Origin of the sequence: Nocardia sp. CC227C (assembly GCF_030767025.1) — a bacterium.
Taxonomy (GTDB): Bacteria; Actinomycetota; Actinomycetes; order Mycobacteriales; family Mycobacteriaceae; genus Nocardia.
Map to the genome: position 1 here is coordinate 24,676 of NZ_JASITE010000016.1, position 15,491 is coordinate 40,166.

Below are 15,491 nucleotides of genomic sequence, written 5' to 3' on the forward strand. Positions count from 1 at the left end.
GTGATATCGAGGTGACGAGGGGGTCCGGGGGAATGACTCGACCACCGTACGGGCAGGGACCGATTTCCCCAGGCGGGCGGCCCGTTCCGCCGCCGCCCGGCCGCCGTCCCGGCACTCCCGGCCCGCGCCCGGACCCGGGTTATCCACAGCGTCCAGGTCCCGGTTATCCACAGCGTCAGGGATTTCCGCCGCCACCGGGGTACCAGCCGCGCCCCGGACAGGCCGGACCGCAGGCATCGCCGTACGGCATCCCGCTCGCGCCGCCGCTGCCCCCGGTCGGCTACACACCGCGCCAGCGCCCGCAGACCCCGCCGCCCGCACCGCAGGGCCCCACCCCCTACGGCCCCACCGTGCGTCCGACCCCGCCGCCGCGCCGCCGTCGTTGGGGCACAGTGCTGTTGATCGTCATCGTGGTGGTGACCGGCGTGCTGCTGCGCACCGCCCTCAGCACCGGACTGGACAATATCGGGGCGGGCGACTCGGTGGACACCGGATACGGCCCCGATGTCGGAGCACTCGGCGTCGCCGAGACGGCGGGCAATCCGCTGCTCACCGATACCGACGCCACTCTCGTTCCGGCGGACTGCGATTACGCGCCGTGGAGCACCAGGGTGGATCAGGCCCGCGCCTTCTTCGACTCGGCCGCGATCTGTCTGGAATCGGGCTGGCGCGCGGTGTTCGCCGAAGTGGGGCTGTCCTTCGAAGCGCCGAAGGTCGACGTCACCGCCTCCACCACCGGCATCACCACGTTGTGCACCGGCAACAGCAGCAATTTCGCCGCCTTCTACTGCTCCGCCGACAAGACCATCTACATGCCGATCAGCCAGTTGCAGACCGACGTCTTCAAGAACAACTGGGTGGTCTACCTGTCGGTGTTCGCACACGAGTACGGCCACCACGTGCAGGCGCAGGCCGGCATCCTCGGCAAGGTGCACGCGCAGCGGCGCGAGGCGGGCGTCCGCTCCGACACCGGTCTCGAGCTGTCGCGCCGAACCGAGTTGCAGGCCAACTGTTTCGACGGCATGTACCTGTCGTCCTCCCGGGGCGGCGGTGCGCTCACCTCGGCGCAGATCAGCGTGGCGCGCAACGACGCCTACCACCGCGGTGACGCGCCGGGCGATATGCGCGACCACGGCACCACGCAGAACGGCGGAGCCTGGTTCGAGGTGGGTCTCGACGAGAACCGCACCTTCGCGTGCAACACCTTCACCGCCCCGGCGAGCGCGGTGAACTGAAGAACTCGAGCCCGTCGCGGGGCGACGGACTCGAGTCGTGCATCGCGACCCCGCGGGATCAGTGCCCGAGCGGCCCCTCACCGCTGCGGCGCGGTGAATGTCCGTGCACCCCTTCGGCATAGGCGGTCTCGGCGTGCAGGGCGAAGTCGATGCCGCCCACCTCGTCCTCGCGGGAGACGCGGAAGCCGATCGTCGCGTCGATCACCTTGCCGATCAGGAACGAGATGCCGAAGGCCCACGCGGCCACCGCCAGGACGCCCACCGCCTGCTTGCCGAGCTGGGTGAGCCCGCCGCCGTGGAACAGGCCCGCCGCGCCGCCCGCACCGGTCATCGTCTCGGTGGCGAGCAGACCGATCAGCATGGTGCCCACCACGCCGCCGACGAAGTGCACGCCCACCACATCGAGCGAATCGTCGTAGCCGGCCTTGAACTTCCAGCCCACCGCGAACGCGCAGACCACACCCGCGGCCAGCCCCACGGCCATCGCGCCCAGGGTGTTCACGAAGCCGCAGGACGGCGTGATCGCCACCAGACCGGCCACCACGCCCGACGCCGCGCCGAAGGTGGTCGGGCGACCGTCGCGCACCTGCTCCACGGCCAGCCAGCCCAGCATGCCGAGGCAGCCGGCCACCAACGTGTTCAGGAAGACCGCGGCGGCGGTGCCGTCGGCCGCCAGTGCCGAACCGGCATTGAATCCGAACCAGCCGAACCACAGCAGGCCCGCGCCGAGCAGCACGAACGGCAGATTGTGCGGCCGCATGGCGTCCATCTTGAAACCGACGCGCGGACCCAGCACCAACGCCAGTGCGAGCGCCGAAGCGCCGGACGCGATCTCGACCACCAGGCCGCCCGCGTAGTCGAGCGCGCCGAATTCGGCCAGCCAGCCCTCGGAATTCCACACCCAGTGCGCGATCGGCGCGTACACCAGCGTCGCCCAGACCGGCACGAAAATCATCCACGCGGAGAATTTCGCGCGATCGGCGATGGCGCCGCTGACCAGCGCCACGGTGAGAATGGCGAAGGTCAGCTGGAAGGTGACGAACAGCAGATCCGGAATGCCGGTGCCGGCCTCGGTATCGGTCACCCGCACCGTGGCCGGATCGAATCCGGAGAGGGCGAAATGATCGAGTCCGCCGATGAATCCCCCGCCCGCGTCCGGACCGAAGGCCAGCGTGTAGCCGACCAGCAACCACGCCACGGTGACCAGCGGAATGGAGATGAAGCTCATCATCAGCATGTTGAGCACGCCGCTGGAGCGCACCATGCCGCCGTAGAAGATCGCCAGGCCGGGCGTCATGAGCAGCACCAGCGCGGTGCTGGCCAGCAACCACGCGGTGGCGGCGGCGTCGATTGTGGGCACGGGGGTAACTCCTTCCACGCGTTTCGCGTTTCAGGGAAGTTACCGAAACCTCACGTTTCCGTGCTGTTACGAAGAGAGTCCGTGTGTTACGGATTGTGCACGGGATGTTACGAAATGCTCACACGCGCGCCGGAACGCGGTTTTTCCTGGGCCGGACGCCGGGATTTCTTGTTCAGTGCGCGCAGACCGCGCGGTCCCGGCAGGGGGAGACCGTCGTCACGCAGCACCATCCATTCCGCGGTCGTCATCCACTGCTGCTGGGCGCGGGCATCGGCGGTGTCGTTGAATACCCGTCGCCCGCGATCGTCGCGCAGTTCATGGGCCAGCACCGACCAGCGCGGCGGGCGGTCGTGTTCGGCGAACTGATCGCGCAGATACGCGGCCACCAGGGTGCCGATCGCGTTCACCGGCCGTAGCGACACCCGATTTCCGTATTTCGCCGAATAGAAACGCCGACCGGCACACAGGGAGCGCGGGGAATCGTTGTAGGCGATCCAGCCCGCGCGCTGGGCGCGCTCGATGAGCCACAGATGTTTCACGGCGGTCGGCGGAATATCGCCGACGTACTCGCGAACAAGTGCCACAACGGGTTCCGACAGCAGGATGTCGCGGCGGGTCGGACCCTTTCCGTGCAGTGTCCAGTATTCGTCGGTCAGTGTGGCGATCACCCGGCCGAAATCGTCGATACCGCGCTGTGCGCGGCGACCGAGCCGCTCGATGCGGTCGGCCTCGCGGCGCATGTCGTTCTGGGTGATCAGGGTGCGGATGGCGGGCAGGGTGGGTACCTGGCCGCGATGCAGGAGTTCGAGGATCGCACCGGCGGTGGCGGGGTCGGCGGCTGCCGTGACCGGCAGCGACTCGCGGTTCAGATCGAATTCCCGCGGGCTGATGGCCCGGCTCAGCAGGTCGGCCGCGGTTCGATTGCCGGCGAATTCGGTACCGGAAAGCCAGGCGGCTGCGATGTCGTCATGCGACGGCACGTTGGGCATTTCCTCCGAGAGATTTGGTTGCGCCCCGGTCGGGATGAGGGACCGGCCGGGGACACCAACCTGATGAAGGTTTGGCTACCGAAGTTGCCGATGTCCACGGTAGCCAAGCAATTGCGATCTTGCCGCATCCGTTGACGGTATCGTTATGTCCGTAATGCCGAGTTGAAACCGGGCGCAGGTCTGTAGACGACGATCATGCACTACAGCGTTGTCCGGCAAATTCCGTTCCCGAACTACGCTGAGAATTTGCTGTGCATTCTTCCCGCACCGGGGGACTGCGTGACGTCGGCGAACGGGGCGCCCGGTTCTGACGTGATTCACATCACGTTTGCGTGCCGATGGTAAACGGGAATAGGGACGGATTTTCGGTCGAATCGGACGCGCCGAACCGGGTCGGGACATCGGCGCATGCGCTGTCGGTGTCCGCCGGTAGCCTCTTGGCCGTGGCTCTCTACCGGAAGTACCGACCGGCAACGTTCGCTGAAGTCGTGGGGCAGGAGCACGTCACCGATCCCCTGAGTACGGCGCTCGACACCGGCCGCATCAGTCATGCGTACCTGTTCTCGGGACCGCGCGGATGTGGCAAGACCTCATCCGCGCGCATCCTGGCGCGCTCGCTCAACTGTGTGGAGGGCCCGACGTCCACGCCGTGCGGGGTGTGTTCGTCGTGCGTGGCGCTGGCACCGGGCGGACCGGGCAATCTCGATGTCATCGAACTCGACGCCGCGAGCCACGGCGGCGTCGACGACACCCGCGAACTGCGCGACCGCGCCTTCTACGCGCCCGCCGAATCCCGCTACCGCGTGTTCATCGTCGATGAGGCGCACATGGTGACCACCGCGGGATTCAACGCGCTGCTCAAGATCGTGGAGGAGCCGCCCGCCCACCTCATCTTCGTTTTCGCCACCACCGAACCGGACAAGGTGCTGCCCACCATCCGGTCCCGCACCCACCACTACCCCTTCCGGCTGCTGCCGCCCGCCACCATGCGCGCGCTGCTCGGCCGCATCTGCGATCAGGAGGGGGTGCAGGTCGAGGAATCGGTGTACCCATTGGTGATTCGCGCGGGCGGCGGCTCGCCGCGCGACAGCCTCAGCGTGCTGGACCAGCTGCTGGCCGGCGCCGGATCCGAGGGGGTCACGTATCCGCGCGCGGTGTCGCTGCTCGGCGTCACCGATATCGCCCTCATCGACGACGCCGTCGAGGCGCTCGCGACCGATGACGGCGCCGCGCTGTTCGGTGTCATCGACCGGGTGGTCGAATCCGGCCACGACCCGCGCCGCTTCGCCACCGACCTGCTCGAGCGCCTCCGCGACCTGATCCTGCTGCGCGCCGTCCCCGACGCCACCGACCGCGGCCTGGTCTCCGGCCCCGGCGACGTCCTCGACCGCATGCGCGTCCAGGCCGACGCCATCGGCCCCGCCACCCTCACCCGCTACGCCGAACTCCTGCACGAGGGTCTCGGCGAAATGCGCGGCGCCACCGCCCCCCGCCTGCTGCTCGAGGTCATCGCGGCCCGCATGCTGCTGCCCTCGGCCACCGACACCGAATCCGCGGCCCTGCAACGCCTGGAACGCATCGAACGCCGCCTCGCGGGCGGCGCACCCCTGCCCCCGGCCTCCGGCAACACCACCGCGGGCGACCCGGCCGCCGGCAACCCAGGCTCCGCGGGTGGCGCGCCCCCGCACCCCGGTGCGCAGTCCGCGGCCGGAGCCCCCGCCGCGCAGCCGAACCCCGGCGGGTCGCCGCGCCGCCGCGGCGCGGAAGCCCTCGCCGCTCTGCGCGCCGAGAAGTCGGGAACCGCGCCGGCGAACCACGCGGCGGGTTATCCCGCGCCGACCTCCCCGAACAGCGAGCCGGGGGGTACCTACGCCGCACCGGACGGCGCACGCCCTGTCGCGAATCCGGGTGGCGGCGCGGCCGACGCGGGTCGCGGCGCGCCGGAACTCGGTGACACCGGGCAATCGGGCGACCCGGCGGCCCGGCAGTCCTCGGCGCGCCTGCCGTCCGGCACCTCCGCCGCCCGCCCACCCGAGCTCGACCCCGTGACCGGTGGCCCGTCCGACTCGCCCAAAGCCACGGGCCATCCGAATACCGCTGCCTCACAACAGCAGTCACCCTCCGGAACGACCGCTACCCCGGGCGGCGGCGCTACCCGGAGCGGCGCGGAGTCGGGGGCCGGATCTCCGGCCGCCTCGGTTGGCACCACTCCGGTTGGCACCGGCTCGGTTGGCACTGCTTCGGATGCCGCTACTTCGGCTGCCGCCCAACCGGTTTCGTCCGCGCCGTCCGGCGCGTCCGCCGATTTCGAGCGGGCCCGCGAAACCCTGCTCATGCTGGTCGGCTACGCCAGCGCCCGCGCGGTCGCCGAGCCGCAGTGGACCGAGAAGCTCACCGGCTGGGCCGCCCGCCTGCACACCCTCACCCCGGCCGCCACCGCCGAAATCCAGACGGTGCTGACCGAGGACGCCGCCGCCCTGCGCGAACTGCTGGGCTCCGCCGCGTCCGTCGTCCACGGCCCGGGCCCGGCCACCCCGGATGCCACCGGCGCCCCCGGGGCACGGGCGGATTCGGCCATCGGAACGAGTGCGCCCGCCGCAGCGCAACGCGCCACGCAGCCCTCCGCTGCCGCACGGGACGACAGCCCGGCCACGCGATCGGATGCGCCCGCCCGCGAACAGGCGTCGGAGGGCATCGGTGGTGCCGCCGCGCAGGGTGCCGTGGACGGCGCGTCGCGGGGCACCGCCACTCCCGCCGAAGGGGTGGACACGCAGGCCGTGCCCGCCTCCGTGATCGCTGCCGGACTCCAGGATTCGGGTGCATCGGCCGATCCCACTGCCGGGCGCGGTGCCTCCCGTGGCGGGGAGCACGGTGTGGCTGGGGAGCACGGGCAGCCGCGTGACCGGGCCGTCGACGCGAGCACTGCGACGCAGCACCGGACCGCCGACGCGCTCGCGCCGGAAGGCGATTCGGAATCAGCCGGGTCGGCCGATCCGTCGACCGGTGGCGATTTCACCGGTACGGGCGCGAACGCTGCCGTTGCGCCGGTAGGGCATTCGGCCGGGGCGGCCGGAAGGGCGGAGGCCCGGGCCGTGTCGGATCCGGCGGCAACCGCGGATCGTCGCGTCGGGGCCGCTGTCGATGAGACCGGGGCTGTCGAACCCGCTGCCGAGTCCGGCGCATTCGGCACGGCCGGAGAAGGGGCCCGTGGGTTTTCCGGCGACAGCGCGTCGGTCGCGCCGGAACCGGCCGGTGCGCCTGAAGTGGTCGGTGGCACGGCGGAATCCGGGGCGGGCAGTGGTAGGCCGGATGCCGGGCCGGGTGCTGCCGCCGCGATGGCCGCGGGTGCGGAACACGCGGCGGGTGCGGGGGGACCCGAAGGCGCGGGCGCGAGCGCGGACGCTGACCTGCTCGCGGGAGCGGCGGAGTCGGCGGGTGCGGACACGGCTGGAGACACCGCCCACACCAGCACAGCCCACGCTGCCAACGGCACCGCCGACACTGCCGCCAACGGCACTGCCGACACTGCCGCCAACGACACCGCCGCCAACGACAGTGCCGACACCGCGGCCGCCGGCACCGATGTGACCGCGATGGTGGAGGGTGCCTGGGTCGAGATCAAGGCGAAGGTCCGCGAGTTCGGACCCGCGCTGCCCGCCCTGCTGGCCGCCGCCGCGGTGGCGCGGGTGGAGGGTGACGTGATCGTGCTGGCGCATCAGCACGCGGCGCTGGCGCAGCGGTTGTCGGAGGCCAAGAATCTGGAGGCGGTGCGCTCCACCGTGCGGGCGGTGCTCGGGCGGGAGTTCGAGGTGCGCTGGGAGGTCGGGGGCGCGGCGCAGGGCGGCGCCGGGCGGAGTGCCGGGAACGCCGGGCGCGGTGCGGGCGTCGGGGGCGGACCGGCTCCGGCGAAGAAGGCTCCGCCGAAGTTCTCCCGGCCGAGTCAGGCCAAGGCCGCCGCGGCGGGGGCGGCCGAACCGCGGACCGATACGTCCGGCGGCTGGGGTGCGCCGTCCTCGGGTTCCCGGGATGGCGAATCGTCCGGAGGCGCTCCGGCGGCCCCGCCGGACGACGACATTCCGCTGCCCGACGGGCCGGACCTTCCCGATGACCCGGGGCCGTCGGACTACTCGCCGGTAGGTTATGACAGGGTCCCACCTGCTTCGACAGAGGAGGAGGAGCGGGAGATGCTGGCCGACGCGGCCGTGCCCGTCCCGGCCGGAGATCGCCGCGACCCGGATGAGATGGCCTTGGAGCTCTTGCGGTCGGAGTTGGGCGCAACCCCGCTGGAGGGTTGACAGACCCCGTGTGAGGCACATTAAGTTAACCGGAGTTCGCATACGGCGGTACTATGATCGGGTGGCCGTGAGTTCTGGCTCGGCGAGGTTCTAAGGTATGCCCAGGCGCAAGGGCTACCGGAGCGTCAACAAGCCGGTTCGTGACGCGGTTTGTACAGCGTCAGGACGGTCGGTCGACAAGGCCGGTCGGCGAGGTAACCGCGGCCGCTCCGCACAACGCGGTGACGGCGCACCTTCAGAGAGGACAACTCCGATATGACCACAGAGGCCTACATTTACGAGGCCATCCGCACTCCGCGCGGCCGCAACAAGAAGGGCTCGCTGCACTCGGTCAAGCCGATCGACCTGACCACCGGTCTGGTCCAGGAGCTGCGTAACCGGTTCCCGAACCTGGACGAGGACCGCATCTCGGACATCATCCTCGGCGTCGTCTCGCCGGTCGGTGACCAGGGCGCCGACATCGCCCGCACCACCGTGCTGACCGCCGGCCTGCCCGACACCGTCGGCGGCATCCAGATCAACCGCTTCTGCGCCTCCGGCCTCGAGGCCGTCAACCTGGCCGCGCAGAAGGTCCGCTCCGGCTTCGACGATCTGGTCGTCGCCGGTGGCGTCGAGTCCATGTCCCGCGTGCCGATGGGCTCCGACGGCGGCGCCATGTTCATGGACCCGGCCACCAGCTTCGACAACTACATTGTCCCGCAGGGCATCTCGGCCGACCTCATCGCCACCATCGAGGGCTTCTCCCGCGAGGACGTCGACGGTTACGCCGTGCGCTCGCAGGAGCTGGCCGACACCGCGTGGAAGAACGGCTACTTCGCCAACTCCGTGGTCCCGGTCAAGGACATCAACGGCCTGACCGTGCTGGACACCGACGAGCACCGCCGCCCCGGCACCAAGGTCGAGGATCTGGCCAAGCTGAACCCGTCCTTCGCGGGCATCGGCGACATGGGCGGCTTCGACGCCGTCGCCATGCAGCGCTACACCTATGTCGAGAAGATCGACCACGTCCACCACGGCGGCAACAGCTCCGGCATCGTGGACGGTGCCGCGCTGGTCCTGGTCGGCAACGAGGACGCCGGCAAGGCCTCGGGCCTGACCCCGCGCGCCCGCATCGTCGCCACCGCCACCTCCGGCGCCGACGCCACCATCATGCTCACCGGTCCGACCCCGGCCGCCGAGAAGGCCCTGGCCAAGGCCGGTCTGAAGCGTGAGGACATCGACCTCTACGAGATCAACGAGGCCTTCGCCTCCGTCGTCCTGAAGTTCCAGAAGGACCTGCAGATCCCGGACGAGAAGCTGAACGTCAACGGCGGCGCGATCGCCATGGGCCACCCGCTGGGCGCCACCGGCGCCATGATCACCGGCACCATGGTCGACGAGCTGCACCGTCGCAATGCCCGCTACGCGCTCGTGACCCTGTGCATCGGCGGCGGCATGGGTGTTGCCACCATCATCGAGCGCGTCTGACGCCCGCCGCGACGTGAGCGCTGGGCCCGGAGGCGGCAGCTTGCGTAACCACGTAGGGCCCAAGCGAACGTCGCAATCGACACAGACTTTTCTCTAGGAGAACGAGAATCAATGACTGAGAACATGATCGGCTGGGAGAAGGACGCCGACGGCATCGTCGTGCTGACCATGGACGACCCCAACCAGGGCGCCAACACCATGAACCAGCTGTACAAGGACTCGATGCGGGCCACCGTGGACCGCCTCGTGGCCGAGAAGGACGACATCGCCGGTGTCGTCATCACCTCCGCGAAGAAGACCTTCTTCGCCGGCGGCGACCTCAAGAACATGATGCAGACCACCCCGGCGGACGCCGCGGCCATCATGGAGGAGCTGACCTTCATCAAGGACGACCTGCGTCGTCTGGAGACCCTGGGCAAGCCGGTCGTCGCGGCCATCAACGGCGCGGCCCTCGGCGGCGGCCTGGAGATCGCGCTGGCCACCCACTACCGCATCATCGCCGACGTCAAGGGCGCGCAGGTCGGCCTGCCCGAGGTCTCCCTCGGTCTGCTCCCGGCCGGTGGCGGCGTCACCCGCGTCACCCGCATGCTCGGCATCGCCAACGGCCTGATGCAGGTGCTGCTGCAGGGCAACAAGTTCAACGCCCAGAAAGCCAAGGCCACCGGCCTGGTCAACGAGGTCGTCGCGTCCGTCGAGGAACTGGTCCCGGCCGCCAAGGCGTGGATCAAGGCCAACCCGGACTCCGGTGTGCAGCCCTGGGACGTCAAGGGCTACAAGATCCCGGGCGGCACCCCGTCCACCCCGGCCCTGGCCGCCAACCTCCCGGCCTTCCCGGCCAACCTGCGCAAGCAGATCAAGGGCCAGAACATGCCCGCGCCGCGCGCGATCATGTCCGCCGCGGTCGAGGGTGCGCAGGTCGACTTCGACAACGCCTCGCTGATCGAGTCGCGCTACTTCGTCTCCCTGCTGACCGGCCCGGTCGCGAAGAACATGATCCAGGCGTTCTTCTTCGACCTGCAGTCGATCAACAACGGCGGTTCGCGTCCCAAGGACGTGCCGAAGCGTGAGATCAAGAAGGTCGGCGTGATCGGCGCGGGCATGATGGGCGCGGGCATCGCGTACGTCACCGCCAAGGCCGGTATCGACGTCGTCCTCAAGGACGTCACCATCGAGGCCGCCAACAAGGGCAAGGACTACTCGGTCAAGCTCGAGGAGAAGGCCCTCTCGCGTGGCAAGACCACCGAGGAGAAGTCCAAGGCGCTGCTGGACCGGATCACCCCGTCCGCCGACGCCAAGGATTTCGCGGGCGTCGACTTCGTCATCGAGGCCGTGTTCGAGAACCCGGAGCTGAAGAACAAGGTCTTCCAGGAGATCGAGGACATCGTGGACGCCGACGCGCTGCTCGGCTCCAACACCTCGACCCTGCCGATCACCCTGCTCGCCACCGGTGTGAAGCGGGCCGAGGACTTCATCGGCATCCACTTCTTCTCGCCGGTCGACAAGATGCCGCTGGTCGAGATCATCAAGGGCGAGAAGACCTCCGACGAGGCGCTGGCCCGGGTGTACGACTACACCCTCGCCATCCGCAAGACCCCGATCGTGGTCAACGACTCGCGCGGCTTCTACACCTCGCGCGTCATCGGCAAGTTCATCAACGAGGCCATCAAGATGCTCGACGAGGGCATCGACCCGCAGACCATCGAGCAGGCCGGTCTGCAGGCGGGCTACCCGGCGGCTCCGCTGAAGCTGTCGGACGAGCTGAACTTCACCACCATGCAGAAGATCTACAAGGAGACCGCGGAGGCCCTCCAGGCTTCGGGCGGCGAGATCGACGCCGCTTCCGCCGCGACCGCCGGAATCCTGGACAAGCTGGTGGGCGAGTTCGACCGCAAGGGCAAGGCCGGCGGCGCGGGCTTCTACGACTACGAGAACGGCAAGGCCACCAGCCTGTGGTCCGAGCTGCGCTCGCTGTTCAAGACCTCGACCGAGCTGCCCGAGGGCGTCACCTTCCAGGATCTGAAGGACCGCATGCTGTTCGCGGAGGCCATCGAGACCCAGAAGTGCTTCGACGAGAACGTGCTGACCTCGACCGCCGACGCCAATATCGGTTCGATCTTCGGCATCGGCTTCCCGGCCTGGACCGGTGGCACCCACCAGTTCATCGTGGGCTACCCGGGTGGGCAGGAGGCCTTCGTGGCCCGTGCCGACGAGCTGGCCGCCAAGTTCGGCGACCGCTTCCAGGTGCCCGCGTCGCTGCGCAAGTAACTCTCCTGCGGGCGCATATGCGCCACTGACACGGTGCGTACCGTGTCTGCCGGGGTGAACCACACGGCCCGGATCGCGAATATCGCGGTCCGGGCCGTGTTCCGTTTGCTGACCTTGCTGCTTCGAATCGGCCGGCACGCCGACAGACGCGGCGAATCGTCCACACGCCCCGCGGCCCCGCGCTACGTTTGAAATATGCGCGGGTAGAACGCTGGACTGGCCCGTACGTTCGGTATGCGCTGGTTCCGAGTTCGAGGTGGGCGGAGATGAATCCACGGTCACGTTCGGGGAAACCCCGGGCAGACACAACTCCAGCCGACACGAACACGCAGAACTACCTTCCGGTCGGCCTGGTCGACGAGCTCGAGCTGATGGGACTCTTCGACGCCGAGGAGATCGGACGGGGCGGGTTCGGCGTGGTGTACCGCTGCGCCCAGCGCGCCCTGGACCGCGAGGTCGCGGTGAAGGTGCTGTCCTCGGAGATCGACGCCGAGAGCCGGGAGCGCTTCCTGCGCGAGGAACAGGCCATGGGGCGGCTCTCCGGGCATCCCAATATCGTCGACATCCTGCAGGTGGACGTGACGGCGAGCGGGCAGCCGTTCATCGTCATGCCCTTCGCCACGCACGGCTCACTGGAGCGGCTTGTGCGCGAACGCGGTCCGCTGAGCTGGTCGGATACCGTCCGGGTCGGGGTCAAACTGGCCGGAGCCATCGAGAGCGCCCACCGGGCGGACGTGCTGCACCGCGATGTGAAGCCCGCGAACGTCCTGCTCAGCCGGTACGGGGAACCGCAGCTCACCGATTTCGGCATCGCGCGCATTCCGGGCGGATTCCGCACCTCGACCAGCATGATCACCGGGTCGCCCGCCTTCACCGCGCCCGAGGTGCTCAAGGGCGAGGAGCCGACCGTGCGTTCGGATGTCTACGGTCTCGGAGCCACCCTGTTCGCCCTGCTGACCGGGCACGCCGCCTTCGAACGGAAGGTGGGGGAGAAGGTCGTCTCGCAATTCCTGCGCATCACCAGCCAGCCGCTGCCGGATCTGCGCGAGCAGGACATCCCCGCCGACGTGGCCGCGGCCATCGAGGCGGCCATGGCGCCCGATCCACGCGACCGCCCCGCCAGCGCGGTGGAGTTCGGGGAGCTGCTGCGCACGGTGCAGCGTGAGCACGGTCAGGTTCCCGATGAGATGGCGCTGCTCGACTGCGGCCCGTCCGATCCGGATGCCGCGACGGAATCGCAGGCCGCCCAACCGTATTCGCCGGTGCGCAGCGGCACGGTGGTGACGTCGCCGCGGCGGTCGCTGAGCTTTCCTCCGCTCGGCGAGAACCGCACCGCCACCGGCAATCATGTCGCCCATACCGGCACCACGCTGCCGCCCACCGCCGTCACCAAATTCCGGCCGCCCACCCCGGCGCGGGAACCGGTGGCGCGCCCCCGGCTGCTGGAGCCGCTGCGGTCGGCCGGGCAGCGGCGGCTCGCGCTGATCCACGCCCCGGCGGGCTTCGGCAAGAGCACCCTGGCCGCCCAGTGGTGTGCCGAACTCACCGATCGCGGCGTGGCGGTGGCCTGGATCGGCATCGACAGCGACGACGACAACGAGGTGTGGCTGCTCGCCCACATCATCGCCGCCATCCGGCGGGTGCGGCCCGAGATCGGCGCGGGTTTGGAGCAGGTCCTCGAGGAGCGGCCCGCCGACGCGGTGCCGTTCGCGGTGTCCACGCTCATCGACGAGTTACACGCCGGTGGGTCCACCGTGGTCGTGGTGGTGGACGACTGGCATCGCATCACCGACACCGGTGCGCAGCGGGTGATGGAGGCGCTCCTCGACAATGGCTGCCATCACTTGCGTTTCGTCGTCACCAGCCGGGAGCGGGCGGGGTTGCCGCTGAGCCGGATGCAGGTGGCCGACGAACTGGTGGAGATCGGGTCGGGGCAGCTGCGGCTGACCGAGGCGGAGACGCGGGGCATGCTGGCCGACCGGTCCACCTGCGATCTCACCGACCGGCAGGTCGAGCAGATCCACACCGCCACCGACGGCTGGCCCGCCGCCCTGCAACTGGTCTGCATGACACTGCGCAAGGAGCACGACCCCGAACAGCTCATCGCGCGACTGTCCGGCGATACCAAGGCGATTCGCCAATATCTCGCCGAGAACGTGCTCGACGCGCTGGAACCGCGCATGCTCGGCTTCCTCAGCGCGGTGGCGGTGCCGGAACGGGTGAACGCCTCGTTGGCCGCCGCGCTCACCGGCGATCCGGATGCCGCCGGACTCTTGGAGCAGGCGGAGGAGCGTGAGCTGTTCCTGCACCGGCTCGACGACGATCCGACCTGGTTCCGGATGCAGCCCATGTTCGCCGAACAGCTGCGGGCGCGGCTGGACCGTACCGCGCCGGGCGAGCAGAAGACACTGCACCGCAAGGCGGCTCGCTGGTTCGCCGAGCACAATATGCTGCGTCAGTCGGTGGATCACGCGCTGGCCGCCGCCGATTTCAAGATGGCGCTGGATCTGGTCGAGAACGGCGGCATGGACCTCATCGACCGCTCCCGACTGGCGACCCTGTTCGGCACCGTGTCGAAACTGCCGGTGCAGCAGGTGACTTCGCGTTCCAAGCTGCTCATGGCCCTGGCGCGGGCGAATGTGAACCTACAGCAGTCGAGCGCGGCGCGAACGGCGCTGGGGCGGCTGTCGAATCTGCTCGCCCGCACCTCGCCGACCGACGCCGAGGCGGTACGGCAGCGCTGTCAGGCCGCGGTGCTGGCGGCGGTCGACCAGGTGGCGCGCGACCGCACCGAGGGGGTGGCCGAACGCATCGCCGAATGTCTGCGACTGGCCGACGAGCTGCCCGCGTGGACGGTGTCCACGGCCGCGAATCTGGCGTCCTTCGTGCGGCTGTGCGCGTTCGACTTCGACGGCGCACGGGAGATGCAGGAGTGGGCGGCGACCTATCACGCGCGCTCCGCCGATCCGCTGGGCGAGGTGCTCGGGTTGTGCGGGCTCGGCGCCGCGGCCTACGAGCAACTCGAGATCGCCACCGCCACCAGGTCTTTCGAGCAGGCGTGGCAGACCGCGCGGGATCGGTCCGGCCCGCGCTCGCATGCGGTGCGGGTGGCGGCGGCGCTGTTGGGTGAGCTGACCTATCGGCGCGGCGATCTGGAGGCCGCCGAACGGCTGCTCGATCAGAGCCACCAGCTGACGGCCCGAATCGGCCCGGTGGACTTCCTGATCACCACCTTCGTGATCGGTGCTCGGGTCAAGGCCGTGCGCGGTGATCCGGAGACCGCCGCCGCCCGCCTCGACGAGGGGGCGCGCATCGCCGCCGACCGCAAGGTGGCCCGCCTCGCGGCCCACATCCGCGCCGAACGCCTGCGCCTGGGTCTGCCCCCCGATCCGCTCACCGGTGGCCAGGTCACCGAACCGCTGGTGCGCGCCGTGCGCCACACCACCGGAACCGCCTGGCTCACCGCGGAAGCCGAGGAGATCGCCACCATCCGCGCGCTGCTCGCCCGTCACTACCGCGGTTCGGACGGCTACTTCGGCGCCGACGACATCGCCCCGCTCGGCACCGATGACACCGCCGTCAAACGCGCCCGCGCCCTGCACGCCCGCATCCGCGAACAAGGCCGCCCCCGAGCCGAATTGGATGCCGCCCTGCTGCTGGCCGAATGCCTCTCCACCGCGGGCTGGGCGGGCGAATCCATCAGCGTGCTCACCCCGGCCGTGGTGCGCTGCGCCGAACTGGGCTGGCCCCGGCCCCTGCTCGACGCGGGTCCGGGCGTTCTCGGCATCCTGCGCACCCTGCGCCACGAAATGCCTTTGGGCACCGGAGGACAGGAGCCGCAGGAGCTGCCCCGCCGGTTCCTGGACTCACTGCTGTGACG

At 69.8% G+C, this 15,491-nt stretch carries 7 protein-coding genes; 5 read left to right on the forward strand and 2 right to left on the reverse strand.

All coding sequences use genetic code 11. From position 1 onward, the window contains the following. Nucleotides 1-32 precede the first annotated feature (32 nt). Complete coding sequence (locus tag QMO76_RS27770; RefSeq protein ID WP_306364293.1) at nt 33-1,235, forward strand: neutral zinc metallopeptidase; 1,203 nt, start codon at nt 33-35, stop codon at nt 1,233-1,235. Between the two features lie 58 nt (nt 1,236-1,293). On the opposite strand, the gene QMO76_RS27775 is transcribed toward QMO76_RS27770, so the two are convergent. Together QMO76_RS27775 and QMO76_RS27780 are read right to left on the reverse strand one after the other, a co-directional pair. Then, on the reverse strand, nt 1,294-2,595 hold the full coding sequence (locus tag QMO76_RS27775; protein WP_306364294.1) for an ammonium transporter: 1,302 nt from the start codon (nt 2,593-2,595) through the stop codon (nt 1,294-1,296). Between the two features lie 107 nt (nt 2,596-2,702). After that, nucleotides 2,703-3,584, reverse strand: coding sequence for a hypothetical protein (locus QMO76_RS27780; protein ID WP_306364295.1), 882 nt, complete (start codon nt 3,582-3,584; stop codon nt 2,703-2,705). 443 nt (nt 3,585-4,027) lie between these two features. Between QMO76_RS27780 and QMO76_RS27785 the strand changes: the two genes are divergently transcribed. The 4 genes from QMO76_RS27785 (at nt 4,028) to QMO76_RS27800 (ending at nt 15,489) form a co-directional block, all read left to right on the forward strand. Next, nucleotides 4,028-7,879, forward strand: a complete 3,852-nt coding sequence (locus tag QMO76_RS27785) for a DNA polymerase III subunit gamma and tau (RefSeq protein ID WP_306364296.1) — start codon at nt 4,028-4,030, stop codon at nt 7,877-7,879. A gap of 255 nt (nt 7,880-8,134) precedes the next feature. Then, nucleotides 8,135-9,346, forward strand: coding sequence for an acetyl-CoA C-acetyltransferase (locus QMO76_RS27790; RefSeq protein ID WP_306364297.1), 1,212 nt, complete (start codon nt 8,135-8,137; stop codon nt 9,344-9,346). Between the two features lie 111 nt (nt 9,347-9,457). Continuing rightward, a complete protein-coding gene (locus tag QMO76_RS27795) occupies nt 9,458-11,611 on the forward strand; it encodes a 3-hydroxyacyl-CoA dehydrogenase NAD-binding domain-containing protein (RefSeq protein WP_306364298.1) in 2,154 nt (717 codons plus the stop codon). Nucleotides 11,612-11,982: 371 nt separating this feature from the next. Next, entirely contained in the window at nt 11,983-15,489 is a 3,507-nt protein-coding gene (locus QMO76_RS27800; RefSeq protein WP_306364299.1) for a serine/threonine-protein kinase, read from the forward strand. Nucleotides 15,490-15,491 lie beyond the last annotated feature (2 nt).